Origin of the sequence: Rufibacter immobilis (genome assembly GCF_003721565.1) — a bacterium.
Taxonomy (GTDB): domain Bacteria; phylum Bacteroidota; class Bacteroidia; order Cytophagales; family Hymenobacteraceae; genus Nibribacter; species Nibribacter immobilis.
Genome location: NZ_RJJE01000017.1, coordinates 731,314 through 753,704 on the forward strand (window position 1 = coordinate 731,314; position 22,391 = coordinate 753,704).

At 49.3% G+C, this 22,391-nt stretch carries 22 protein-coding genes; 12 read left to right on the forward strand and 10 right to left on the reverse strand.

All coding sequences use genetic code 11. The features are described from left to right. Positions 1–35: 35 nt before the first annotated feature. Entirely contained in the window at positions 36–926 is an 891-nt protein-coding gene (locus EFA69_RS15845; RefSeq protein WP_123134061.1) for a 3-hydroxyacyl-CoA dehydrogenase family protein, read from the reverse strand. A 227-nt stretch (positions 927–1,153) separates the two neighbouring features. Between EFA69_RS15845 and EFA69_RS15850 the strand changes: the two genes are divergently transcribed. Further along, on the forward strand, positions 1,154–1,306 hold the full coding sequence (locus EFA69_RS15850; protein WP_123134062.1) for a lmo0937 family membrane protein: 153 nt from the start codon (positions 1,154–1,156) through the stop codon (positions 1,304–1,306). Between the two features lie 43 nt (positions 1,307–1,349). Next, on the forward strand, positions 1,350–1,499 hold the full coding sequence (locus EFA69_RS15855) for a lmo0937 family membrane protein (protein ID WP_123134063.1): 150 nt from the start codon (positions 1,350–1,352) through the stop codon (positions 1,497–1,499). A 104-nt stretch (positions 1,500–1,603) separates the two neighbouring features. Here EFA69_RS15855 and EFA69_RS15860 read toward each other — a convergent pair whose 3' ends face one another. Then, the gene (locus EFA69_RS15860) at positions 1,604–3,232 is read right to left on the reverse strand and encodes an ABC-F family ATP-binding cassette domain-containing protein (RefSeq protein WP_123134064.1); all 1,629 of its coding nucleotides are present in this window, start codon (positions 3,230–3,232) and stop codon (positions 1,604–1,606) included. Positions 3,233–3,530: 298 nt separating this feature from the next. Between EFA69_RS15860 and EFA69_RS15865 the strand changes: the two genes are divergently transcribed. Together EFA69_RS15865 and EFA69_RS15870 are read left to right on the forward strand one after the other, a co-directional pair. Next, positions 3,531–3,995 (forward strand): DUF4199 domain-containing protein, encoded by a 465-nt coding sequence (locus tag EFA69_RS15865; RefSeq protein WP_123134065.1) that lies wholly within the window; start codon positions 3,531–3,533, stop codon positions 3,993–3,995. 413 nt (positions 3,996–4,408) lie between these two features. Continuing rightward, the gene (locus EFA69_RS15870) at positions 4,409–5,128 is read left to right on the forward strand and encodes a hypothetical protein (RefSeq protein ID WP_148041386.1); all 720 of its coding nucleotides are present in this window, start codon (positions 4,409–4,411) and stop codon (positions 5,126–5,128) included. Positions 5,129–5,201: 73 nt separating this feature from the next. Here the strand turns inward: EFA69_RS15870 and EFA69_RS15875 are convergent, their stop codons facing one another. Next, the gene (locus tag EFA69_RS15875) at positions 5,202–5,552 is read right to left on the reverse strand and encodes a hypothetical protein (RefSeq protein ID WP_123134067.1); all 351 of its coding nucleotides are present in this window, start codon (positions 5,550–5,552) and stop codon (positions 5,202–5,204) included. Positions 5,553–5,750: 198 nt separating this feature from the next. Between EFA69_RS15875 and EFA69_RS15880 the strand changes: the two genes are divergently transcribed. From EFA69_RS15880 to EFA69_RS15895, 3 genes are all read left to right on the forward strand, one after another. After that, positions 5,751–6,557, forward strand: a complete 807-nt coding sequence (locus tag EFA69_RS15880) for a murein L,D-transpeptidase catalytic domain family protein (RefSeq protein ID WP_123134068.1) — start codon at positions 5,751–5,753, stop codon at positions 6,555–6,557. Positions 6,558–7,098: 541 nt separating this feature from the next. Beyond that, a complete protein-coding gene (locus tag EFA69_RS15890; protein WP_245964604.1) occupies positions 7,099–7,872 on the forward strand; it encodes a M48 family metalloprotease in 774 nt (257 codons plus the stop codon). A gap of 83 nt (positions 7,873–7,955) precedes the next feature. Then, complete coding sequence (locus EFA69_RS15895; RefSeq protein ID WP_123134071.1) at positions 7,956–8,849, forward strand: diacylglycerol/lipid kinase family protein; 894 nt, start codon at positions 7,956–7,958, stop codon at positions 8,847–8,849. Here the strand turns inward: EFA69_RS15895 and EFA69_RS15900 are convergent. Both EFA69_RS15900 and EFA69_RS15905 read right to left on the reverse strand, forming a co-directional pair. Beyond that, on the reverse strand, positions 8,827–10,029 hold the full coding sequence (locus EFA69_RS15900) for a metallophosphoesterase (RefSeq protein WP_123134072.1): 1,203 nt from the start codon (positions 10,027–10,029) through the stop codon (positions 8,827–8,829). The two genes, EFA69_RS15895 and EFA69_RS15900, sit on opposite strands and share 23 nt — an antisense overlap. A gap of 51 nt (positions 10,030–10,080) precedes the next feature. Next, the gene (locus EFA69_RS15905) at positions 10,081–10,716 is read right to left on the reverse strand and encodes an LON peptidase substrate-binding domain-containing protein (protein WP_123134073.1); all 636 of its coding nucleotides are present in this window, start codon (positions 10,714–10,716) and stop codon (positions 10,081–10,083) included. A 111-nt stretch (positions 10,717–10,827) separates the two neighbouring features. On the opposite strand from EFA69_RS15905, the gene mtgA reads away from it, so the two are divergent. Both mtgA and EFA69_RS15915 read left to right on the forward strand, forming a co-directional pair. Then, positions 10,828–11,559 carry a monofunctional biosynthetic peptidoglycan transglycosylase gene (gene mtgA / locus EFA69_RS15910; protein ID WP_123134074.1) on the forward strand — a complete coding sequence of 244 codons (732 nt, stop codon included), beginning with the start codon at positions 10,828–10,830 and terminating at the stop codon, positions 11,557–11,559. A 38-nt stretch (positions 11,560–11,597) separates the two neighbouring features. After that, a complete protein-coding gene (locus EFA69_RS15915; RefSeq protein ID WP_221175758.1) occupies positions 11,598–12,044 on the forward strand; it encodes a YybH family protein in 447 nt (148 codons plus the stop codon). A 97-nt stretch (positions 12,045–12,141) separates the two neighbouring features. Here the strand turns inward: EFA69_RS15915 and EFA69_RS15920 are convergent, their stop codons facing one another. Together EFA69_RS15920 and EFA69_RS15925 are read right to left on the reverse strand one after the other, a co-directional pair. Next, positions 12,142–13,338, reverse strand: a complete 1,197-nt coding sequence (locus tag EFA69_RS15920; RefSeq protein WP_123134075.1) for an App1 family protein — start codon at positions 13,336–13,338, stop codon at positions 12,142–12,144. A gap of 64 nt (positions 13,339–13,402) precedes the next feature. Beyond that, positions 13,403–14,260, reverse strand: coding sequence for a M48 family metallopeptidase (locus EFA69_RS15925; RefSeq protein ID WP_123134076.1), 858 nt, complete (start codon positions 14,258–14,260; stop codon positions 13,403–13,405). A 203-nt stretch (positions 14,261–14,463) separates the two neighbouring features. Between EFA69_RS15925 and EFA69_RS15930 the strand changes: the two genes are divergently transcribed. Both EFA69_RS15930 and EFA69_RS15935 read left to right on the forward strand, forming a co-directional pair. Further along, positions 14,464–15,531 carry a DNA topoisomerase IB gene (locus EFA69_RS15930; RefSeq protein WP_123134077.1) on the forward strand — a complete coding sequence of 356 codons (1,068 nt, stop codon included), beginning with the start codon at positions 14,464–14,466 and terminating at the stop codon, positions 15,529–15,531. Positions 15,532–15,578: 47 nt separating this feature from the next. Next, positions 15,579–16,142 (forward strand): GNAT family N-acetyltransferase, encoded by a 564-nt coding sequence (locus EFA69_RS15935; protein WP_123134078.1) that lies wholly within the window; start codon positions 15,579–15,581, stop codon positions 16,140–16,142. Positions 16,143–16,242: 100 nt separating this feature from the next. On the opposite strand, the gene EFA69_RS15940 is transcribed toward EFA69_RS15935, so the two are convergent. Then, positions 16,243–17,835, reverse strand: coding sequence for a hypothetical protein (locus EFA69_RS15940; RefSeq protein ID WP_123134079.1), 1,593 nt, complete (start codon positions 17,833–17,835; stop codon positions 16,243–16,245). 135 nt (positions 17,836–17,970) lie between these two features. Between EFA69_RS15940 and EFA69_RS15945 the strand changes: the two genes are divergently transcribed. Beyond that, positions 17,971–19,560, forward strand: coding sequence for a hypothetical protein (locus EFA69_RS15945; RefSeq protein ID WP_123134080.1), 1,590 nt, complete (start codon positions 17,971–17,973; stop codon positions 19,558–19,560). Between the two features lie 45 nt (positions 19,561–19,605). On the opposite strand, the gene EFA69_RS15950 is transcribed toward EFA69_RS15945, so the two are convergent. Then, a complete protein-coding gene (locus tag EFA69_RS15950) occupies positions 19,606–21,015 on the reverse strand; it encodes an exonuclease domain-containing protein (protein WP_123134081.1) in 1,410 nt (469 codons plus the stop codon). 190 nt (positions 21,016–21,205) lie between these two features. After that, on the reverse strand, positions 21,206–22,303 hold the full coding sequence (locus EFA69_RS15955) for an AI-2E family transporter (RefSeq protein ID WP_123134082.1): 1,098 nt from the start codon (positions 22,301–22,303) through the stop codon (positions 21,206–21,208). Positions 22,304–22,391 lie beyond the last annotated feature (88 nt).

Here is a 22,391-nt window from a genome sequence, read left to right on the forward strand (position 1 = left end):
CGCATGCGGTGTTTTATGTCTTTATAAACAACAGATTACCGTTTCTTGAAGGTGTCTGCCACCACTAAATCTTTGGTGCCGTGGGTGTAGATGTAGAAGCCCTGGCCGCTCTTCACACCTTTATGACCTGCCTGCACCATGTTCACCAGCAACGGACACGGGGCGTATTTCGGGTTCCCGAAACCATCATGCAACACCCGCAGGATAGACAGGCACACGTCCAGACCAATGAAATCAGCTAACTGCAACGGACCCATAGGGTGGGCCATGCCCAGTTTCATGATGGTGTCAATTTCCTCCACGCCGGCCACTCCCTCAAAAAGAGAATAGATGGCCTCATTGATCATAGGCATGAGAATTCGGTTGGCCACGAAACCCGGATAATCGTTGGCCTCGGCGGGAATTTTGCCCAACTGCTTTGAAAGGTCCAGAATCTGGGTTGTCACCTCATCGCTGGTGGAATACCCTCTGATCACTTCCACCAGTTTCATCACCGGCACCGGGTTCATGAAGTGCATGCCAATCACCTTGTCTGGGCGCTGGGTCACGGAACCTATTCTGGTGATGGAGATGGAAGACGTGTTGCTGGCCAAGATGCAGGAAGGCTTGGTGAAGGAATCCAGCTGGCGGAAAAGGTCCAGTTTGATGTCTACGTTCTCGGTGGCGGCTTCTACCACCAAATCAGCGTTTTGTACGCCCTGCTGTAAATCTGTGTACGTGGTGATGCGCCCCAGCGTCTGGGTTTTCTGCTCCTCCGTGAGCGTGCCTTTGGTCACCATGCGGTCCAGGTTTTTGGAGATGGTGGCTAGGGCCTTGGTGAGTGAATCTTGCGAAATATCAATCAGAGAAACAGGGAAGGAATGCTGCGCGAACACGTGGGCGATGCCGTTGCCCATGGTGCCAGATCCTATAACGGCTATGTTCATATAATGAGCGTTAGTTAGTTCAGTTTACAAAGCTATGATTATTCTACTGCGCTACAAGAAGTAACGGGTAGCTGGGTGCCTCTTGTTGCAGCGCCTGCATAGTTATTTTCTGTATTTTGAAATCCTATATAAATCTTTTAAAATATTCTTGCGTACAAGCAGAAAAATTAATAAAGCACTCGCTAAACAGGTGCTAAACTTTAACCAAACCAAACACAACTAAAACTATGGGAAATTTATTGTATATCATCGCGGTGGTGCTAGTGATTATCTGGCTGATCGGTTTCTTAGGATTCGGTGATCAAGTAGGGGGCATCATCCACGTGTTGTTGGTCATTGCCATCATCGCTGTCTTGCTCCGCGTCATACGCAGGGCCTAACTAAAGTTGAACTTCTCTCCTTAGAGAGATAACCTATATTATTATGGGAAATATACTGTATATCATTGCGGTGGTTCTCGTGATCCTTTGGTTAATCGGGTTCTTAGGGTTCGGAGATGCCGTGGGCGGAATCATTCACGTCTTGCTGGTCATCGCGATCATTGCCGTACTCTTACGACTGATTAGAGGATAACGCCAGGAACCAACTGAAAACAGCAAGGGCGCCTTTATAAAGGCGCCCTTGCTGTTTTAGACCTGTTTTAGGAAAAACGGCCGCTAAACGTAAAACCAGGTAAATTATACCAAGGAAGTGACACCGTACATTTGGGCTCTTAAAGCCTTGATGTCTTCATTGGTGAGGTACTCGTCATAGCTCATCCGTTTGTCAATGATGCCTTTTGGCGTCAGTTCAATGATGCGGTTGGCAATGGTGTCTACGAACTGTAAGTCATGGGAGCTGAACAGGAGGGAGCCTTGGAAGTCTTTGAGGCCGTTGTTCAAGGCCGTGATGGATTCCAGGTCCAAGTGGTTGGTGGGTTCATCCAATACCAGCATGTTGCCGCTCTGCAACATCATGCGAGACAGCATACAGCGCACTTTCTCTCCTCCAGACAAGACACTCGCTTTCTTCAATGATTCCTCACCGGAGAACAGCATGCGGCCCAGGAAGCCCCGGATAAAGCTCTCGTCTTTCTCCACCGAGAACTGACGCAGCCAGTCTACCAGGTTTAGGTCGGTCTGGAAGAATTCATTGTTGTCTTTCGGGAAGAAGGCAGTACTGATGGTGGTTCCCCATTTGTACTCTCCCTGGTCAGGTGCTACCTCGCCCATAATGATCCGGAAGAAAGTTGTAGCCGCTAAGTCATTCCGGCTGATCACGGCAATCTTGTCTTTCTTATCTACCGTGAAGGTGACGTTTTTAAAGAGAACGCCCTCTTCGGTGCTTTTGCCTAAGTTATCTACCTGCAGCAACTGGTTGCCGGCCTCACGCTCCTGCTTGAACTGGATGTAAGGGTAGCGGCGGCTGGAAGGTTTGATGTCTTCCAACGTAAGTTTCTCCAATAATTTGGCACGGGAAGTAGCCTGTTTAGACTTAGAGGCGTTCGCGCTGAAGCGGGCAATAAAAGCCTGTAATTCTTTACGCTTGTCTTCGGTCTTCTTATTGGCGTCGGTGCGCTGCTTGGTGGCCAATTGGCTGGACTCATACCAGAAGGAGTAGTTACCGGCAAACAGCTGGATCTTGCCGTAGTCAATGTCGGCCACGTGGGTACACACGGCATCCAGGAAGTGGCGGTCGTGGGAAACCACGATTACCGTATTTTGGAAATTGTCCAGGAAGTTCTCCAGCCACATGATAGATTCAGCGTCCAGGTGGTTGGTAGGCTCATCCAGCAGCAGAATGTCTGGGTTCCCGAACAAAGCCTGGGCTAACAGAACGCGGATTTTCTCATTACCCCCCAGGTCTTTCATAAGGGTATAGTGCAGGTCTGGCTGAATGCCCAGACCGCTAAGTAATTCACCGGCTTCGTACTCAGCGTTCCAGCCTTCCATGTCGGCAAACTCAGCTTCCAGTTCAGAGGCACGCATGCCGTCTTCCTCCGTGAAATCTTCTTTGGCGTAGATGGCGTCTTTCTCGTTCATGATGTCCCACAGACGCTTATGGCCCATGATCACGGTCTGAAGGACCGGGAACTCATCATACTCATAATGGTTCTGTTTCAGGACCGCCAGACGCATTTTTGACGGAATCTCTACCGTACCGGTGTTGGGGTCAATCTCCCCAGATAATATTTTAAGGAAAGTTGACTTACCCGCTCCGTTGGCGCCAATGAGGCCGTAACAGTTACCGGGGGAAAACTTAATGGTGACATCTTCAAAAAGGGTGCGTTTGCCGTAGCCTAGACTAACGTTACTGGTGCTGATCATGCTGCGCTTATATATAATAGTGTTTCTGGACGCGAAGTTACCAAAAGAACTGGAAAGGCCCACGCTGGGTTTCTATTTCAGCTGTTTTGGCTCTTGGGTCTTATATACAGACAATCAAATAATTAAATCAGTTCAGGAAAACAGGGGAAGCAGGCAACGAGTGAGCGTCAAGTAAAAAAATGCGAATTTCACAACACCTGTCCCTACAATCAAGTATATAATAATCTATATAAACTATGCGAAACAGAGTATAGGATGCCTCATCCTGCTAACAAGATCTAACACAAATAAAACTATTATGGAACAGCGTCGGACAACGGTACAGAAAACGGGTACTTATATTGGCTTGATGACCGGTATTGCAGCAATAGTCTATCACTTGTTGCTGGTGGTCACCGGTTTATCAGATATGGTTTCCTTGCACTTTTTGACAGGAATCATTTTAGTGATAGGAGTCTGCTGGGGTATAAAACGCCACAAGACCCACCAGAACGGCAGAATTAATTATTTAGAAGGAGTAGGGGTGGGGTTTATAGTAGGGATAGTATCCTCTATTATCTATACCATTGCTCAGGTAATTGGCGATTATGTTTTCAATATGGCCTATTCTTACCCATACATGGCAGATGATACCTACGGTAGCGAACCCGCCATTTGGCTGATGGCCGTTACTTGGATTTTGTTCGGTGCTGTCTTAGGGCCCTTTATTGCTTATCTAGCCATGCAATATTTCAAAAACCCAGACCATAAACTTACTTCCTGAAATAACCTTGCTTAATATTTAAAGGCCTGACATGCAAAGTCAGGCCTTTTTTATTTTATGTAGCTCCTAGAAATTGAGTATATAATTTATTCTATATTATAATAAGGAGAGTTGAAGAGCTATGAATAGTTGGTGAATTGATTTGTCAATATTTGACAATGGAGCAATATGCAGCTAAACCTTCTTTCAAGCTGCTTTTTGCTGTGTATTGAAAGTCAATCTTATACTTTTTGTAATATATAGTATTTTTTAATATTAGTTAATTATAATATTTGAAAATTATTTTTAGAAATAAATACAACAAACAAATGTTAATATTCCTATAACCTTGCTTTGTGTCGTGCGTTAAAGGACATATAAATCAAGAACGAATTGATTTTAACAATCTACCTAAAGCGTCAAAAAACAATATCATGAAAAAGTTACTACTATCCGCCTTATTTATTGGAGCTTTTTACACTGCTCAAGCTCAAACTGCTTTAACCGGGGCCGCTGCCAGCACCCGTGCGGTACTCTCTATGAGCGCTCAGGAAATGAGCCGTCAGATGTACAATGAACTGGAGTTGAATGAAGGTCAGTATATCAAGATTAAAGCCCTGAATCAGGCTAGATTTGACAAGTTCAGTGAAATTGAAAAAATGTACTCTAATGACCCGCAGATGCGCGCCTCAAAAATTAGTGAGGTGAATGAGCAACTGGATCAGGAGTTCGCCCAAGTACTAACCCCCAAACAGTTTACTTCCTATTTAGAGTTTGATGGAAGAGCTACCGCTCAGCCTGCGCCAGCTATGAATGCCACTGGCGGTGCTAGCTCAGCTACAACCACTGAAGCTTCCAGCACTAATACTTCTGCCGGTACCGCCACAGAGGCGGAACTGAAAGTAAAAGATGATAAAGTGAAGATGGAGAGCAAAGACGGCAAGGTAAAGCTGGAAGATGATAAACTGAAAGCAGAATCTGCCAACGGCGAAATGAAAATAAAAGGTGATTCAGAGAAACTTAAAACTGAATCTGTGAAATACAAGTCTTCTCCCTCAGGAACAAAGATTATCACGCCTCAAGGCAAATCCAAAGTAGAGGATGACAAAGTGAAAATCAAGACTGAGACAACTAAAAAGAAAGTTAAAAACTAAAGTTTGACGCTTGCCTAGAAAGCCGTTCTCCCTTTGAGGAGAATGGCTTTCTTCTTTTATAGGGTTTCTGTTCTTATTCCTCAAATATGTTTGCCTCCCGCACCACGCCCAAAGCATCCATCCGCACAGTTAGCGCTGTCTTGGTGGTGGCTTGAGTGGCTTGCTCGCATTTTGGGCCTGGCGTAATAAAGTAGATGTACACTTTGTTGCTTCTCTCCATCAACTCCTCAGAGTCAGGTTTGCCAAACAACTTTCTGATTTCCCGCTCATTGAGACCCAGTAGTTGAAGTCTTATTTCCTCCACTTTTGCTTTCTGCTGTACCCGTGTCCCTTTGCAGCCATTTAAGTCGTTTTTCCAGGAGACCGCATCAAAACCGAATTTGTTTTCACCGGAGGAACAAGAGAAAGATTGCAGCAGCACCATGAAACATAGCGCGCTTGTTATCGTTTTTCTTACGGATGCCAATAATCCTTTTGTCATAGAGGTTTCTTAAATAAGAGCAATGCATTCTGTTTTGCTTCTACCCTAAAAAGTCTTTATTTTAGGTATCTGTTTTGTGCAGATGGAACAAAAGTAGGAAGTATTGGGGTTAATAAACTGACACTGGTAAAGAAATAAGACATGAATAGAATAATTTCGGCTTTCTCCTTCGTAGCGATATTGTCTTTTGTTTTTCCTGCTAGCAGCGCAACTACCACTCCTTCATCTAAGAACCTGGAATCGGTGGCCGTTTCTGCCCCCGTGGCAGTTTCCTCTAAAGAACCTTTTGAAGATTATTTAGAGGAGCTATATGATGAGGCGGACCTAAAGAAATCTGGCTTAAACTATGAGGTTTTTAGAAGAGCCGCCACTGGTTTCTTTAACCTGAAAGAGCAGAAAAAATTAAACCAATCTAAAGACATCCTTTCTATTGTTGATTTTGGTAAGTCAAGCCGCGAGAAACGGCTTTGGATTGTTGATCTGAATAAAAAGAAACTGCTATATAATTCCTTGGTCGCCCATGGCATGGGGTCTGGCAATGACAAAGCGCTCAAGTTCTCAAACGTGGAGAATTCACACATGAGCAGCCTGGGTTTCTATGTAACGGAGAATACTTATTTCGGCAAACATGGCCTTTCCCTTAAGTTAAACGGACTTGACAAAGGTTTCAACTCTAATGCGAAGCAAAGAGCCATTGTGGTGCACGGAGCTGATTATGTTAGCGAGGCTTTTGTGAAGAAACAGGGAAGATTAGGCCGTAGCCACGGTTGCCCGGCTCTTCCAAAAGAGATCACACCTGAAGTGATTCAGTTGATCAAAGGCGGCACCTGCCTATACATTGATGCGCCCTCTGCCAACTACGCATCTGCTTATTTAGATGCAGATACTGCCATCAAACGTTTTGAGAATGAGATTTTGGCTAAGCAGTCTAAGTTGTTGAGCAGATAATCTCTGAGATACCACCAATAAAAAAGAGCCGGTTTAGACAAACCGGCTCTTTTTTATTGGTGGAAGTGAATTAATTCAGGCAGTGTCTTTGGTCCCTTTGATAAGACTGATACCGGTAAAGAAAAAGATTAAGCCCACTATGAAGGGGACCAATGAAGAAAATTGATTCATAGAGACACCTCCCACTGAATCGCCACCGGATAGAAAGGCATATGCGCCCCAAATGATGCCCACAATCCCTAGGATCGTAAGAATGGCCCCGAAAGTTCTTTTTAGGTTCATTTTAGTTTTTCCTTTGTTTTAGTACGCTTGCTGCGTTCAAAGCTTCTTACGTATGTACAAACAAAAATGATATAGCAGCCCAACTATATCTGGAGGAGACTGCTTGCTACGTGGTAGTGAAATGCGTAACCAAGTTATCTCTGCGCCGTTCTTTTAGGCAAACAATCTGAGTCCTCAAGGTTATTCACTTTTAGGGGATGGGCAGAAAAGCTTAGAAAACTGCAATATGAGAAACTCCTTGAGGTTTTTAGTTGGGCTTATGATAGCGGCGTTCTCTTTGATTACCTATTGGTGTAACCAGGAATATAATCCCGTGACCGGTGAAACCCAGCACATCAACATGAGCGCCGACCAGGAGATAGCCTTGGGCCTTCAGGCAGCACCCGAGATGGCCCAACAATATGGCGGCCTACATCCTGACCAACAGGCAGCAGCCAAGGTGAAGGAGATAGGGCAGCGGATTGTGCAGAATACTAGTGCTGGGGAAACTCCTTACCAGTTCAACTTTCATCTATTGGCAGACGAAAGTACCATCAATGCGTTTGCGTTACCAGGTGGGCAGGTATTTATCACCGCAGGATTATTGAGTAAGCTGCAAACCGAAGGCCAGGTGGCCGGTGTGTTAGGTCACAAAATAGGACACGTTGTAGCCCGGCATTCAGCTGAACAGATTGCCAAAAGCCGTCTTACCCAGGGGTTAACCGGGGCGGCAGCCGTGGCTACATATGATCCCCAGAACCCTAGCAGTGCCAGTACAGCCGCTGCCGCTGCAATGATTGGTAAACTCCTGAACCTGAAGTATGGCCGTGATGATGAATTGGAGTCTGACCAATTATCGGTTATGTTTACGGCGCAGGCCGGGTATGACCCAAAAGCTATGTTAGCCGTCATGCAGATCCTGTCAGAAAGTGGCGGAGGTGGCGGGCCGGAGTTTTTCCAGACCCATCCTAATCCTGCCAACCGCAGGAATAGAATTGAAGCCGCTATTGCCGAAGCCTTTCCTAATGGTGTACCGCAAGGGCTTATTCCATAAAGATGTGTCCTGTTTAGGGGCTCTTTTGGGAAAAAGAGCCCCTAAACAGGACCAGACATTTTACTAGTTCAGCTTGTGTTGCTATGTCAAAAGTGCTTTTCGTCATAAACCCTATTTCTGGAGACATTCCAAAAGAGGAGTTAGAAGAAGACATCCGGTTATTCTGCGAGCGGAATAACATAGAGGGTGAAACGTTCAAAACTACTGGTGAGCAGGATGAGTTTAAACTGAAGGAAGCCATCCAGATATTCACACCGGAGATTGTCTGCGCCGTTGGTGGAGACGGAACAGTGAGTCTGGTGGCGAAAGCCGTTGTGAAAACCGAACAGGCCTTAGCTATTCTCCCGCTTGGTTCTGGTAATGGCTTGTCTAAAGACATAGGTATTCCTCAGAATTTTGAGGAAGCCTTACAAGTGCTGGTCCATCATAGAATTATGCCTATTGATACGCTAGACGTAAATGGGCTGCTCTCAATCCACCTCTGTGACATGGGATTCAATGCCTTGGTGGTAAAACGCTTCTGTGACGGCGACACACGGGGGCCTAGTGCCTATGCCTGGATTGCCATGCAGGAGTTTGTGGGGTATGAGCCCAAGAAATACACGATTATCGCAAATGGCAATACCATCTTTGAGGGAGATGCTTTTATGATTACCGTCACAAATGCCAGGGCTTTTGGAAGCAATGCCGCCATCAATCCCACTGGTGTCATCAATGACGGACATTTTGAGATCTGCGTTCTGGAGCCGTTCCCAAAATCCTCCAGCTTAGGAATTCTGTACCGCCTGTACACCGATAGCATTGACGATTCGGTCTACACCCACCGTTTTAGTTGCAGTTCGGCTACTATCATCAACCATGCTGAGGAAGTAACCCAAATTGATGGGGAACCAGAAGAATTAGGTCGTGACATTAACTTCACTGTTCAGCCCCGTTCTCTTCGAGTGGTGTTGCCTAAGGCAAAGGAGCAGGGGTAAGGCACTTCAGAAAAGCCAGAGTAGGAGGTTCGCCAACTGCTACGGGAGGCTCTAGTACCCGTAGCCAAATGCTTCCGTCTTTATATTGGTCCAGCACCATAAAACCTTTATTTTCATGAGAGAAAGAAGCCCGGCCACCTTTGGCTACAAAATTGGTTTTGCTGGCAGATCCGCTTACGGCATAGTGGTTACCCTTTACCTTGAAGTACTGTAAATTATGGTCATGCCCGGCTACGTAGAAAACAGAGTTGTATTGGTGCAGAATCTTTAACAGCCTTTTCCTGAATTTCCTGAACGGCGGATATGACATGTCTTCATGCGCTCCCACGTATTTGCGGTAAATCCTGAACATGGAACCGGCCAATGGGAGGGGTACTAAAGCTCTTTTATTGATGAAGGTTAACGGAAAAAGGTGCTGCTTCACCGTAAAGTTACCCCCATGCAGGGCATTACTGTACATGGGATGGTGTGCCGCCAACACAATGAAGCGGTGCTGGTTGGCTTTTAGTAACTCATCTAAAGCGGGAAAGAATTCCTTGGAGGTGGCATAGGGTTGGCCGGGTGTACGTTCCAGGGGCTTGTATCCTGCCTGCACCCACCATTGCGTGTTTATGACAATCAGCAACAGTTGATCATTCACTTCCCACGTGACCGGGCCCATGCAGCCGCCGTTGGGCAGATATGCCGTTGGGTCTTGCAGTGTTTCCACCACATGCCTCTCTTGCCGCAGCACATACTCATAGCCATCTTTGCGACCTTTGTTCCAGTCATGGTTCCCACTTAAGTAAATTACTTTCCCTTGATATTCATTAAAAAGCGCAAGTTGATGCTGCAGCTTTTGCAGAGCATTTGCATACTTAAAGTTGCTCTCTTCTGGTAAGCCGATGGGATAGATGTTGTCGCCCAGAAATATGATGGAGCTGTTGGGGCCTACTTCGGCCATCCAATGCTGTATAGACTGTAAAATGGTATCGTCTTGCAAGGAGCCGTTATTGCCCAGGTCGCCTACCAGCGCCATGGAATGGCTCAACTCTGAAACGGGCGGGGGAGTGAGCGTACGCCATCCAATCTCAGCCAGGTTATAGAATGGTTTCTTCCTGTATTTACGTTCTCGCAGGTAGGCCCAAAGCAGCCAGACAGCGGAAGCCAGAAAAGCAATGAGTACTATTTTGTAGAACATTGGTCATGGCGGGTATTTTAAGGCGCCTACTTCTTGTACTCTTACCGGTGCTTAAAAGTTAGGTGGCGAAAGGTGTTTGAAATGTCCGTTCAGTTTCACGCGCTCCTTTAGCCGCTCGGTTTCCTGCACCACCGGGAGAATAGCCCTGAGGTGCTCCAGTATATACTCCATCCGGTCACTTTCCTTCAGGCACTGCAATAACTGGTACTCTTGCTCTATGGAAAAGCCTAAGTGATGGGCAATGTCATAGGAAAGGAAGTTCTTGGGGAGTTTGAGCATCAAAGACTGAATGCCCAAGGCACCGTAGAGTTTGCGCAGCAACTCCAGAATGTTCTCCCTCTGGCCAGTTTCCTCGTCCTGTACGGTTTCCAGATATTCCACCTCGCCCCCAGGATATAATCTTCCCGGCGCCTGCCGCTGAAACTCCAGTAGTTTAAAAACCCTGAGCCCCTGCGTTTTTATGTCCATTTCACCGTTAGGGTACTTTTTCTCCAGGCTCAGAATCTTGATTTCAGTCCCATACTTGCCCAAACCCTTCTCCAGGTACACCGGTATCCCAAAGGTGCTTTGCTGCTCCAGACATTCCAACACCAGTTGCTTGTACCTGGGCTCAAATATGTGCAGGTTCAGTTTCTCTCCAGGAAAAGCCACAATGTTCAATGGGAAGAGCGGGATAAATCTGGTCATTTAAGTTTAGTGAAGTAAAGCGATACTAATTTACGCAGCCTTTCTGCTTGCTCCCACTATTTGCTTAATTTTGTCTGTGCCGCCGGGTAGAGGCGCACAGCCTTTTTGTTTATGGCCAACAAGCAGACTTCGGTATCTTTTACGTGGGCAGACGCCCGGTGGCTTTTCTTAAAGCTCTGCATCACCCTTTTTCTGGTGACGGTGGTATGGGTGATTACCTATCGCTGGATTGACCCGCCCGTGACGCTGCACATGCTGTCTAAGCGCTCTGAGCCTTCGCCCAAAAACCAGAAAATAGAGGAGATCCAGTACAAGTTTGTGGAGCTGGAAGACATGTCGGTGCAGTTACCCTTGGCAGTGATTGCCGCCGAAGACCAACTTTTTCTCACCCATAATGGGTTTGATTTCAACGCGATCAAGCAGGCTTTCCAGCGCAATATGTCCAGCAAGAAGACGGTGGGCGGCAGCACCATAAGTCAGCAAGTGGCCAAAAACGTGTTTCTGTGGCACGGGCGCAGCTACATCAGGAAAGCGGTGGAAATGTACTTCACTTTCTTGATAGAAGTCCTTTGGGGCAAAGAAAGGATCATGGAGGTATACCTCAACATTGCCGAAATGGGCGATCATGTATTTGGGGTGCACGCGGCCAGCCGGAAGTATTTCAAGTGTGAGCCGCAGCAAGTAGGCAGACAGCAGGCCGCTTTGCTGGCCGCGGTATTGCCCAATCCCATTCGGTACTCTGTGGCTAAACCCTCTGGTTACACGCTGCGGCGCAGAAGAAACATAGCCCGTAACATGAGCCGTTTGGGCGGTAGTGAATATGTGCAGAAATGGTTAAACTAACAAAGATGAACTGGAGCAGTAAAGCATTAAAGGCTATTATGTTATGTGTAGCGCTGTGCATTTGTGGCTGCGCCTCCACTAAATCTTCCAGCACCGCTCCCCAAGAGATTGAACAGGTCATGCGGCAGCAAAGCCAGGCCTGGAACGAGGGGGATCTGGAGAAGTACATGGAACCCTACTGGCGCTCAGACTCTCTGCTGTTCATTGGCAAAAGCGGGCTTACCTATGGCTGGGAGAAGACCTTGCAGAATTACCGCAGAGGCTACCCCAACCCCGAGGCCATGGGCAAACTGACTTTTACCTTTCTGCATACCCAAAAGCTCAGCAAAGACTCTTACTTTGTAGTAGGCAAATGGCACCTGCTCCGGACCATTGGTGACCTGCAAGGGCATTTCTCTTTGGTCTTCAGGAAGATTAACGGTGACTGGAAAAATTGTAGCAGACCATTCCAGTTAAGGAGCAACACTGTTTCACAACCTAATTGAAGAATAAAGATGCGGGGTGCGTTTAGGGGCTCTTTTTGGAAAAAGAGCCCCTAAACGCACCCCGCTTTGTAAATAATATTTCAGTTAGACCAAGAGCCTAAGCTCGCTTTTTGGTGTCTTTGCTGAGGGGCGCCGGCGCTTGCTGGGTGGCGGTACCAGGTGCGTCGCTCTTGTCAATTTCTTTCTGTTCTTCCACTTTCTGCACCTCTTCATGGAAGATGAGGCCAGAGTCAGCGGCGTGTTTGGCAGCGGTGGCGGTGTCTTTCACCAGAAGCATCTCCACCGTTCCCTTCAGTTCCTCAGAAATAGTGGTCACCATCTGCGCGCGCTCCTCGATGTTCACGTCCCTGATGTACACGCAGATGATTCGGCCCGGAAATTTCTTGATCACTTCCTGGTAAATGGGCGCATCCTGCTGTCCGCTGTCGCCAATGAGCACGAAGTTGAGGTGCGGGTAGGTGAGCAAAATGTTCTGGATTTCCTTGAACTTGTGGCTCATGTGGTCGGCCCCGAAGAACTTGTTCTGCATGAGCCCGAAGTCGCGCAGGAGAAGCGGGCCGGCCGGAATGTCGTTCACGTCCAGGAAATCGTGCAACAGGTCATACATGTTCCAGGGGCTGCTGCTCACGTAGAAAAACGGGTTGTTGCGCTTGCCGTTACGGCCCAGTTGCAGAGACCGGTAGAAAGCAGAAACCCCGGCAAAGGGCAAACGGGTGCGGGCATTGTTCAGGAACGTGTGCTGTGACATTTTTAGCAGATCGGTGGCCGAGGTGAGCACAATGGTGTCATCGATATCGGAGATGATGCCGTATTCGGCGTCGGGCGGAGGAACCAGCACGTGTGCTTCAGTCTTAATGCCGGGCTCAAAAGAAGAGATATCGGCGTGTACTAACTCCACTTCCATCTCGTGCCAGATATCTTCCAACTGCAGAGGAGTTTTAGGTTCTAAGTTAATCACGAAATACCCTTCCCGGTCTGTGATTACGGCATGCTCCTGCCCCTGGAAATTAATGCGTACCTGCGCGTCCCGTACCTCATCGCTCTCAAAACGGCGGTACATGTTCACCAGGTTTTTGAGCAGGGTGTCATTGTCGGCCGCGGAGGTGATGCCTTTGTTGGCCAGTACGCGCCCTTTGAGGTAAAGCCGGTTTACGGTGCCGTAGCTCCGGAAGGGAACAATCTGTAAGGGTTTATACAAGCCAAACCTATTCCGGAACCGTTGCATGAACAGGTCAAAAGAATCGTCTACTTTCTCAATGATCTGGCTGGCTTTATTTTTCCAATCGTTTGCCATAGTTTATCTGCTTGGAGGCAAGGCATCTGCAACTGCTTTGCCCTGATGATCATTACTAAAATTGCTATAACCCTAAGTTGCGCTTGAATTCCTGATACTCAGAATTGTCTGCGCCGACGGTTTTACAACCCCGCTGCCGCGCATGCGCCTGAATGTCCTGGATACGGTTGCCGGGAGCGGGGTGCGTACTGATGAACTCCGGCGGGTTCCCGTTTTTCTCCAGGGTCTGCATTTTCTGAAAGAACCCAGCGGCGCCGTCGCAGGCATAGTAATTGGTGGCTCCCAGGTATAGGACAGAGTATTCATCGGCCTCACGCTCATAGTCTCGGCTGAATTTAAGTCCCGCCAACTGGCCCCCAATCTGGCTGGCTACCCGTTCCAGTTCACCGGCATTTTCTCCCAGCACCAGTCTGGTCACAAAGGAGATGCCGTACTGTTTCTGCATTTGTTTGATGGAGTGCCGTTGGTCTGCGTGGGCAATCTCATGCCCTAAGACCCCGGCCAGCTGGTCTTCAGAGTCCAGGTACTGGATGAGGCCCGTAAACACGTAGATATGACCACCCGGAGTGGCAAACGCGTTAAGGTTGCCGGGGTCATTAATAATCTTCACATCCCAGGGAAATTCATCGCGGTAGCTCACCTCCCCAGATTCCAGAATTCTGGCTACAATTTTGTCTAAATGGGCGTAGGCGGCTCTTATTTTGGGGTTGGAGGAATTGCGGTCAAGCAGTTGCCCTTTGGCCCGGTAAGACGAATCTACCTGTTGCGCTACCTGTTGGCCCAGCTGCAAATCATCCTGTATGGAAAACAGCACGCGGTCGCCGTTCTTGTCTGTGCCGCAGCCGCCCAGCCAGAGCCCAGCCGCCAGCAGCAGGGAGGTACAGACGCGGGGGCCAAGGAGAGAGGAGAAGGTGTTATTCATGGGTTAGTTGTTTATCAGATTTCCACTTCTACGGCATTTGCCCAAAAAGAACAATGGCAGAAGAAGGGCAAAGTTTACCAATACTACCGGAAAATAAGTTAAGCTTCCCGTTTAGCGGCCGTTTTTCCTAAAACAGCCCCAAACCAGCCGCACAACTTTTATGTGCGGGAAAAGGTAAAGGAGTAAAGATTTTGACGCCATCCATGGACAACCAGTTAACTCCTCAGGCTTTATACGCAGACGCCGCCGCCTCTGCCCAACAGGCAGGCTTACGCTATTTCCCAGACACCAAACCCGGCATCTCCCGCCAGCAAAAGGGGAAAGAATTTATTTACCTCAGCGCCAAGGGAGAACCCGTCACCGATGAAAAAGTGCTGGACCGGATAAACCAGTTGGTGATTCCGCCCGCCTGGACCAACGTTTGGATCTGTCCTTCGGCCAACGGCCATATTCAGGCCACTGGCCGAGACGACAAAGGCCGCAAACAGTACGTGTATCACCCGCAGTGGCAGCAGGCGCGCAGCCTGAACAAGTTTGGCCGTATGCTGGCCTTTGGGAAGGCGTTGCCGGGCATTAGGAAGCAGGTGGAGAAAGACCTGCGCCTCAAGAAGCTGGAGAAACGCAAGATCCTGGCCATTGTGGTGGAGCTGCTGGATAATTCCTTCATCCGGATAGGGAACCGGGCCTACGCCAAATCTAACAAGTCTTACGGGCTCACCACCCTGCGCGACCGGCACGTGAAAGTGGAGGGCGACCACCTACGGCTAGAGTTTGTGGGCAAGAAAGGCGTGAAGCACGAAATCAGCATCAAAGACCGCCGTCTGGCTCGCCTGGTGAAGCAGTGCCAGGACATTCCGGGGTATGACCTGTTCCAGTACTATGACGAAGACGGCAACCGCCAACCCATAGAGTCCGGCGACGTGAATGAGTACCTTCGCAGCCTGAGCGCCGAGGAGTTCACTGCCAAAGATTTCAGGACCTGGGGCGGCACGGTGCTCATGGTACAATGCCTGGAACAGCTGCTGGATGAAAACCCTGCCATTGAGAAAGAGAAATCGGTGAAAGAGGCCGCCAAAATGGTGGCGCAGGAACTGGGGAACACGCCCAGCGTTTGCAGCAAATATTACATCCATCCAGAGGTGGTGAACCTGTTCAAGCAGGACAAACTCATTGATTACCTCCGGAAGCACGATGCCAAACCCCGCAAAGAGAATCCTTTTCTCTCTAAGACAGAAGAGTTTGTGATTAAGATGCTGAAGGCGGTAAAGTAGGATTAGGTTAAACTTTTCTTTATTTTAAGTGCTTAATCCCCCTGCACATGATCCAGATTGAGACCAACCGGCTCTTGATAAGGCCTCTCACCGAAACACAGCTCCACCTGTACGTGGCCAACAACGGCAGCCTGGAGAAGCAATTGGGAGTTGGGTATTCGCCCAAGGAAATAGCCGAGGATTTAGCCGATGCCCTGGAAAACTATTTTCTGCGGCTGGTGCCCCAGCACCGGGAGCAGTACTATTTCTACACGCTCTGGTCTATCATCCTGAAACAGGGCCAGGTGCTGGTGGGCGATCTCTGCTTCAAAGGCGAACCCGACGAGGAGGGAGAGGTAGAGATTGGCTATGGTACTTACCCGGAATTTCAGCAGCAAGGCATCATGACCGAGGCGGTGGCCGGGCTCCTCCGGTGGTGTTCCACCCGCCCAGACATCCAGACCTTGATAGCGGAAACCGAGGCGGGGAACGAGGCCTCAGAGAAAGTGCTGGAGCGCAACCACTTCCACCGTGATGCCCAAACCCGCGACAATACCTGGTGGAAGTGTTATATAAAAGATTTCAAAGCAGCTGACCAAGCCAAAACGGAGCAGCCTCTACGGGTAGGGTAGACCTATAGGGGCTACATAAATCGGGCTTGCGTTTAGGGGCTGTTTTTGGAAAAACAGCCCCTAAACGCAAGCCCAATGGCTTTGTCTTCTCCGGCGCCTCTTATAATCCTTCGCGGTCAAAGGCGTGCACTTTCACATCTCGTGATTTCTTTACCTTGGTTTCTTTCCCTTTCTCCACCTCAATGCCTTGGCGGGTGTCATACACGCGCGTTTTCTTGGCCCAGCCACTCACAAGGGAATTGTCTTTCACTTCGTCTTCGCCCATGCCGCCGTAGATGTTGACCCTTATCCCTTTCTTGCCTTCGCCCAGCAGAATGAAATTGTCTTCCTCGGCCAAACCGTAGAGTGAAATGCTTTTGGTGTCTTTCTTTCTGAACACCCGGTCATACACCAATAGGTTGCTTTCCTTGTCTTTGCCGGCCATTTGGGAGACGAGCACGCGGGTGTCGCCGTTGGGCAGGCGCTGCACAATAAATTTCTCTTTCTGGTCTGTACCCGCTACCAGTTCATGTTTGGCCAAATGGCGGTACAGCTGCGTGGCTACCTGGGGCAGCTGCGCGCGCCTGCTTTTCAGTTTCTCCAGAATCTCCTGGCCCGTTAAATCATAGACCGCCGTGGGGAGCGTGGCTACCGCCGAGTTTAGGACGCTGTCGGTGAGTTGGTTCTGGAGTTGTACCGCCAATTGCTGCCATTGCTCCAGGGTTACTTCGTTCAGGCAACGTTCATCTATGAACTGTGCATTCTGTAGGTACCCTTCGGGCGAGGTGATCTTGTGTTTAAATGTCTTCATTTTCTTGAGCGGAGCCCAGCTTCGGCTGAAAAGCCAGGGAATAGCCCCGTCATCAAACTTAAAGAAGGCTTGGTCACGGTCTTTGGGGACGGGAGTATAGGTGGTCACCTGGCTGGTGTCATAGACGGCCCACTGCCATTGCCCTTCGTGACGGTCCCAGTCGCCAATGAGCACGTCAAACAACCGGGCTTTGGCAAAAGAGAGCTGGTCTGGTAAGTGAGAATGTTCTGAGAACCGTTTCTCCAGGAAATCTTCGGTGTCCACCAGATTTTTAGCTTTGCCCAGATAGCTTGTAATGGCTTCTTTGCCTTCATATTTCTCTTCCAGCATGAAGACTTTATCCCGGAACTCCACCGAGTTTTTTCCCAGGCCTGTCTCGTTTTTAGGGACGTAGACGTAGCGCGGGTGGCTATGCGGAATTCTGGCCCCGCCTGCCAAATGGGAAACCACCGTGGCCCCGTACGGGTGCGCCGCTGAGGTCTGGTCCCTGAGCAAGTTGGAAAGAAACGTTTTGCGGAGGCCTTTGGGCAGTATTTCCTGCGGATCTTTGTCTACGGAGCGGAGCGAGTATTGCCTTCCGTCCTCGTTCTGGAGAGTAAGGCTAGTGGTCTGGAAACCGCCGCCCATTTTCTCCGGTGTTAACCCTCCGTGCATCTTACTTACATCCAGCACAGGCAGCTTCACGGGCTGGGCCCAAACCTGCCGGTAATGTTTCCCCCAGAAAACCGTGTGCAAAAAGTTTTTGCGGTAATGGGTGCCTGCTACCACGGTGGCAGAATCCCATTTGGCATTAGGTTTTTGGGCCTCGGGGCGCACCAGCGCCGATGTTTGGAAATAATCTTTCTTGGCGCAGCCGAAGTGGAGTAGAACCACGCCTCCCATATAGATCAGTAGTTTACGCATGTGTCTCATTAGATCATCTGCCATACCGCAACTAAGGCAGAAAGGTTATAGCGGCAACTTATTGTTGGTTGCTGGGGAAGCAATCTTCCTGCCAACAGAACTTAGCGGTGGGTATATAAGTATAAATACGCGCTTATGTTATTTGCCAAATCATCTTCCAAGAGGTCATGCCAAGCCAGAGTCCTCCTTCTGTTTATCCTGCATCTGCCGTTCTTTTACCCAGAGACTGTCTTTGCTCAGGCAAAAGAAGCTTCTACTAAGGTGGCGGCTGGTTCGCATTACCAGAAAAGCGCCTTTCACCGGTTCTGGTGGGGAAAGCATTACCGCAGAATTTGGGCTGAACCCGTGGAGGTGCCGTATTTCAGGCTACAGGACTTCAAGGGTGGAGCAAAGCCTTTGGTGCAGGGCGGTAGTTTTCAGACCAAGAACCTCCGCATCATGACCCCAGACAGCCAGGAGTATGTGTTAAGATCCATTGACAAAGACCCGTCCAAAGCTTTGCCACCGTTTTTGCAGCGCACCTTTGTTGCCAACCTCATGCGGGACCAGACCAGCGTCATCCATCCTTACGGCGCTTTTATTGTAGCCGCGCTGGCCAAGGCCGCCGATGTGTACCATACCAATCCCATGCTGGTCTATATTGCCGATGACCCGGCGCTGGGGGAGTTCCGGCACGAATTTGCCCACATGCTGGCGCTGCTGGAAGAAAGGCCCGATGGCAACTGGAAGAATCTGGAGAGTTTCGGGAACCCAGAGGAAGTGATCAGCTCCAAAAAAGCCTTTGAGCGCATGGTCAGTAACCCGCTGCATCAGGGAGAGGCCCGCCGGTATCTGCGCTCCCGCCTCTTTGACATGTGGCTGGGCGACTGGAGCCGCAGGGAAGATCAATGGCGCTGGGCGGTGCATTGGCAGGAGGGCATCACCCACTATTCTCCCATTCCGCGCGACCGCGACCACGCCTTCTTTAAGTTCAATGATGGCGTGCTCACTAAAATGGTAAGTATGTTCAAGCCCAACTACCAGAGCTTTGACAAAACCATAGAAAGCACAAATGTGAAAGGCCTCATGAAGAGCTCCAGAGAGATGGACGCTTATCTGCTGACCTATGTCACGAAGGAAGAGTTTGAGCAGGAGGCCCTGGCACTGCAGCAAAAACTGACCGATGCCGTCATTGACCAAGCCCTGCAACAGTGGCCTCCCCAGATACAGGAACTGTCTTTGAAGAAATTTTCCACTTCGCTCAAAAGCCGCCGCAAAGACCTGTTGAGGGCTGCCCGCGTGTTTTACAAAGAGATTAACCGAGAAGTGCACTTACCCGGCACCGATGGTGAAGACCTGTTTGAGTTGAGCTTTGAGAAAGATGGAACCCTGCTGGTGCAGCATTGGGATAAAACGCCCGGCAAAGACAAAAGACTGCTCCACCATAGAACCTTCCGCCCGTCTGAGACGAAAAAGCTGTCTATTTACGGTTTGGGAGAAGAAGATACGTTTCTTCTGAAAGGCGAGGGGACCAACAAAATGCAGATCAAACTTTACGGCGGGGAAGAGACCGATGAACTCCAGCTTGCTCCTGGACTGCGCCTGAAAGGGAAAAAGATACAGGTGCTGGATGAGGAAGATGGAAATGAGTACCCCCGCCACCGCAGGCTTAAAAAGAAAACATATACCCCGGCGGCCAATGAATTTGATGGCAAGGGCTGGCTCCTGCGCTACCGCCTGCACTAGTGCGTTTAGGGGCTCTTTTTCTAAAAACAGCCCCTAAACGGAAAATCATGCCGCCTCTGAAAACACCAATACCTTGTCCTGGTGCTTGGTGCGCATGTAGCCCCTTATGATCTGCTGCGTGTCTTTGTTGTCATTGTAATACTTGATCACGCCCTTGAAATCTTCAAGGGAGCTGGCGCTGAACGTCTCGTCAAAATACCCGAAGCCTAGGTAACGGCCGTTGTCTACCACCACCGCAGATTTCTCCTCGGCATGCCGGCCTTTGCCAATGATCACGAACGAGTCATGGTCATACCGGAACGCGTCCAGAGCTTCCACCACGCGCTGGTTGTATTCCTCCGGCGATTCCTTTCCCACGCAGGCGCCTTTGCACTGGTGCACCTGGTAATCAAAGCAGGGGCCGTTGGTTTTGTACAGGTCGCAGAGCTTCTGGCACAGGTTGTACTTGGCCACCCGGCTGTACAGGAAGTTCTTGGCCTGGAACTGGTTGGACATGGTCAACAGCGGCGGTACTTCAGTTTTGGCTTTCTGGAACGTGAGGCGCAGGTACCCATCCTGGTCATAATAAGAATAGATGCCTGAATGGTACACGCTCCGGCGCTGGGCCCGGTTGTAGAAGGGTTTGCGCTTCTTGATCTCGTCAGATTCAAACAGCAGGGCCACCAGTTCACTTCCCGTCCGCTCATAGGTAATGCTGGCAATGCGGTTCTTGAACTCAATGGACTTCTTGCTCTTAAAGTCAATGTTGAAGTGCTGGATGATCCGCTTCCGGATGCTCTTGCTCTTGCCCACGTAGATGATCTCGCCGTGCTCGTCATGGAAATAGTACACACCGGCTTCCAGCGGAAGGGCATCTACCATGTCTTTGGAAATGGCAGGAGGCAGCAGCGATGTCTTTATTTCCTTGGAGATGGAAGATGCCTCCAGCAGTTTGTCGTCCTGGGAGTCATCCACTTTCTTCTTGTCTATCTTGAGCAGGCGGTCAAAAAGTACGGCGGTGGCCTCGGCGTCGCCAATGGCGCGGTGCCGCATCTGCAGCGGGATGTTGATGCTCTGGCAGAGTTTGCCCAGACTGTAAGAGGGGAGTCCCGGCATCAGTTTGCGGCTGAGGCGCACGGTGCACAAGGTCTTCCGCTGGAAGGTGAAGCCAAGGTCGGCAAACTCCTTCTTCACGAAAGAGTAATCAAAACGCACGTTGTGGGCCACAAACACATTGCCCTCCGTGATCTGCACAATCTGCTTGGCCACCTCATGGAACTTGGGCGCGTCTTTCACCATCTCGTCGGTGATGCCGGTAAGCTGCGAGATGAAGAACGGAATGGGCCGCCCCGGATTGATGAGGCTGTGGAACTGGTCTACCACCTGATTTCCGTCATGGATGAAGATCGCGATCTCCGTGATGCGGTCATCGGCGGGTTGGCCTCCGGTGGTTTCTATATCTATGATGGCGTACACGCGCAGCGGTTAAGGTGGAAGATGATACTAGTGGGTTTAGTAAAAGAACCAAAAAATTAGCAAGATCGTTTCATGCCTTCGGTTTAGGTTGTATCTGTAAACCAAAAAAGCAGCCTTGTCAGCTGCTCTTCAGTGGTGATGGTTTTGCGTTTAGGGGCTGTTTTTGGAAAAAGAGCCCCTAAACGCAAATTCAACCGTCCTTCCGTTGTTTCAGTTTAGTTAAGAGCCGGTTCTTTTTGCTCTCCTGCTGCACGTCATTCAGCAGAAACCCGAACGGCTGCAAAGGGCCGTACGCATCAAAAATCACTTTGAGAATGGCGATGATAGGGATGGACAGGATCATGCCTGGCGCGCCCCAGATCTCGCCGCCCAGGATCAGGGCCACAATGGCGGCAAACGGATTGATGCTCACTTTGGAACCTACCACGTACGGCGTGATGAAATTCCCCTCCAGGAACTGCACAAACCCAAAAATCCCAATCACAATGAGCATCTGTGCCGCCGATCCTGTATTCACCAACACGAACATAGCGGGCAGCATGGCGCCAATCAAAATACCTATGTAGGGAATCACCGTCAGGATTGAGGCCAGCACCCCAAAGAAAATAGCGTATTCCACCCCCATGATCAGGAGACCCACCGAGTTCAGGATAGAAACCACCACAATCACAATCAACAGACCAGATAGGTACCCCTGCACAACGCGCTGAATATTGTCTACGGTTTCCATGAGCGGTTCCCGGCGGTCTCTGGTAATGAACTGAAACATGAACTGGCGCAAGTGGTCGCGGTAGTACAGCATGCAGAACACGTAAATAGGAATGAGGGAAAGCACCGTGAGCGCCCCGGTAGTAAGGGAGATAGTGCTGCCCAGAAAAGCGGTACCGGTTTGGGTCACGTTCCCTAAGGCCTTTTGCAGGAACTCACTTTTATTCGTAGGCTTTATCCCGAAACGCTCAAACAAAAAGGTTTGGAACTTGGCCAGCAGCAAAGACAATTTGCTGTTGATCTCAGACAACTCACTGGAAAAATTACTGATCTGCGCCGACAGAAACCAGATCAGCAGCCCTAGGATCAGAATCACAATGACCAGGGAAATTACAATGGCTAAAGCCCGGGGCAGCCGTTTTTCCATCCCTCTGGTCATGGGCAGTAGCAGCAACGCGAACAAACCGGCAAAGCAGATAGGAATGAGCACCGGACTGAAAGTCTGCAAAAAGTGGAGCAGCAGGAAAAGGCCCAGCAGGATCACTGTGTATTTAAAGTAAGAAGGTAGTTTTATTTCCATTTGGATTTAGGTTCAGGCTTAGATGAAGTATTGCTAATAATTTTAGTTTTTAAGTTGTTGTTATTCACTTTTTTGCTAACTTTAGCTA

Bases quoted from the DNA above. Each gene is read 5' to 3' on its own strand.
- EFA69_RS15845 (WP_123134061.1), bottom strand. From the start codon at position 926: ATGAACATAGCCGTTATAGGATCTGGCACCATGGGCAACGGCATCGCC.
- EFA69_RS15850 (WP_123134062.1), top strand. From the start codon at position 1,154: ATGGGAAATTTATTGTATATCATCGCGGTGGTGCTAGTGATTATCTGG.
- EFA69_RS15855 (WP_123134063.1), top strand. From the start codon at position 1,350: ATGGGAAATATACTGTATATCATTGCGGTGGTTCTCGTGATCCTTTGG.
- EFA69_RS15860 (WP_123134064.1), bottom strand. From the start codon at position 3,232: ATGATCAGCACCAGTAACGTTAGTCTAGGCTACGGCAAACGCACCCTT.
- EFA69_RS15865 (WP_123134065.1), top strand. From the start codon at position 3,531: ATGGAACAGCGTCGGACAACGGTACAGAAAACGGGTACTTATATTGGC.
- EFA69_RS15870 (WP_148041386.1), top strand. From the start codon at position 4,409: ATGAAAAAGTTACTACTATCCGCCTTATTTATTGGAGCTTTTTACACT.
- EFA69_RS15875 (WP_123134067.1), bottom strand. From the start codon at position 5,552: ATGGTGCTGCTGCAATCTTTCTCTTGTTCCTCCGGTGAAAACAAATTC.
- EFA69_RS15880 (WP_123134068.1), top strand. From the start codon at position 5,751: ATGAATAGAATAATTTCGGCTTTCTCCTTCGTAGCGATATTGTCTTTT.
- EFA69_RS15890 (WP_245964604.1), top strand. From the start codon at position 7,099: ATGATAGCGGCGTTCTCTTTGATTACCTATTGGTGTAACCAGGAATAT.
- EFA69_RS15895 (WP_123134071.1), top strand. From the start codon at position 7,956: ATGTCAAAAGTGCTTTTCGTCATAAACCCTATTTCTGGAGACATTCCA.
- EFA69_RS15900 (WP_123134072.1), bottom strand. From the start codon at position 10,029: ATGTTCTACAAAATAGTACTCATTGCTTTTCTGGCTTCCGCTGTCTGG.
- EFA69_RS15905 (WP_123134073.1), bottom strand. From the start codon at position 10,716: ATGACCAGATTTATCCCGCTCTTCCCATTGAACATTGTGGCTTTTCCT.
- mtgA (WP_123134074.1), top strand. From the start codon at position 10,828: ATGGCCAACAAGCAGACTTCGGTATCTTTTACGTGGGCAGACGCCCGG.
- EFA69_RS15915 (WP_221175758.1), top strand. From the start codon at position 11,598: ATGTTATGTGTAGCGCTGTGCATTTGTGGCTGCGCCTCCACTAAATCT.
- EFA69_RS15920 (WP_123134075.1), bottom strand. From the start codon at position 13,338: ATGGCAAACGATTGGAAAAATAAAGCCAGCCAGATCATTGAGAAAGTA.
- EFA69_RS15925 (WP_123134076.1), bottom strand. From the start codon at position 14,260: ATGAATAACACCTTCTCCTCTCTCCTTGGCCCCCGCGTCTGTACCTCC.
- EFA69_RS15930 (WP_123134077.1), top strand. From the start codon at position 14,464: ATGGACAACCAGTTAACTCCTCAGGCTTTATACGCAGACGCCGCCGCC.
- EFA69_RS15935 (WP_123134078.1), top strand. From the start codon at position 15,579: ATGATCCAGATTGAGACCAACCGGCTCTTGATAAGGCCTCTCACCGAA.
- EFA69_RS15940 (WP_123134079.1), bottom strand. From the start codon at position 17,835: ATGCGTAAACTACTGATCTATATGGGAGGCGTGGTTCTACTCCACTTC.
- EFA69_RS15945 (WP_123134080.1), top strand. From the start codon at position 17,971: ATGTTATTTGCCAAATCATCTTCCAAGAGGTCATGCCAAGCCAGAGTC.
- EFA69_RS15955 (WP_123134082.1), bottom strand. From the start codon at position 22,303: ATGGAAATAAAACTACCTTCTTACTTTAAATACACAGTGATCCTGCTG.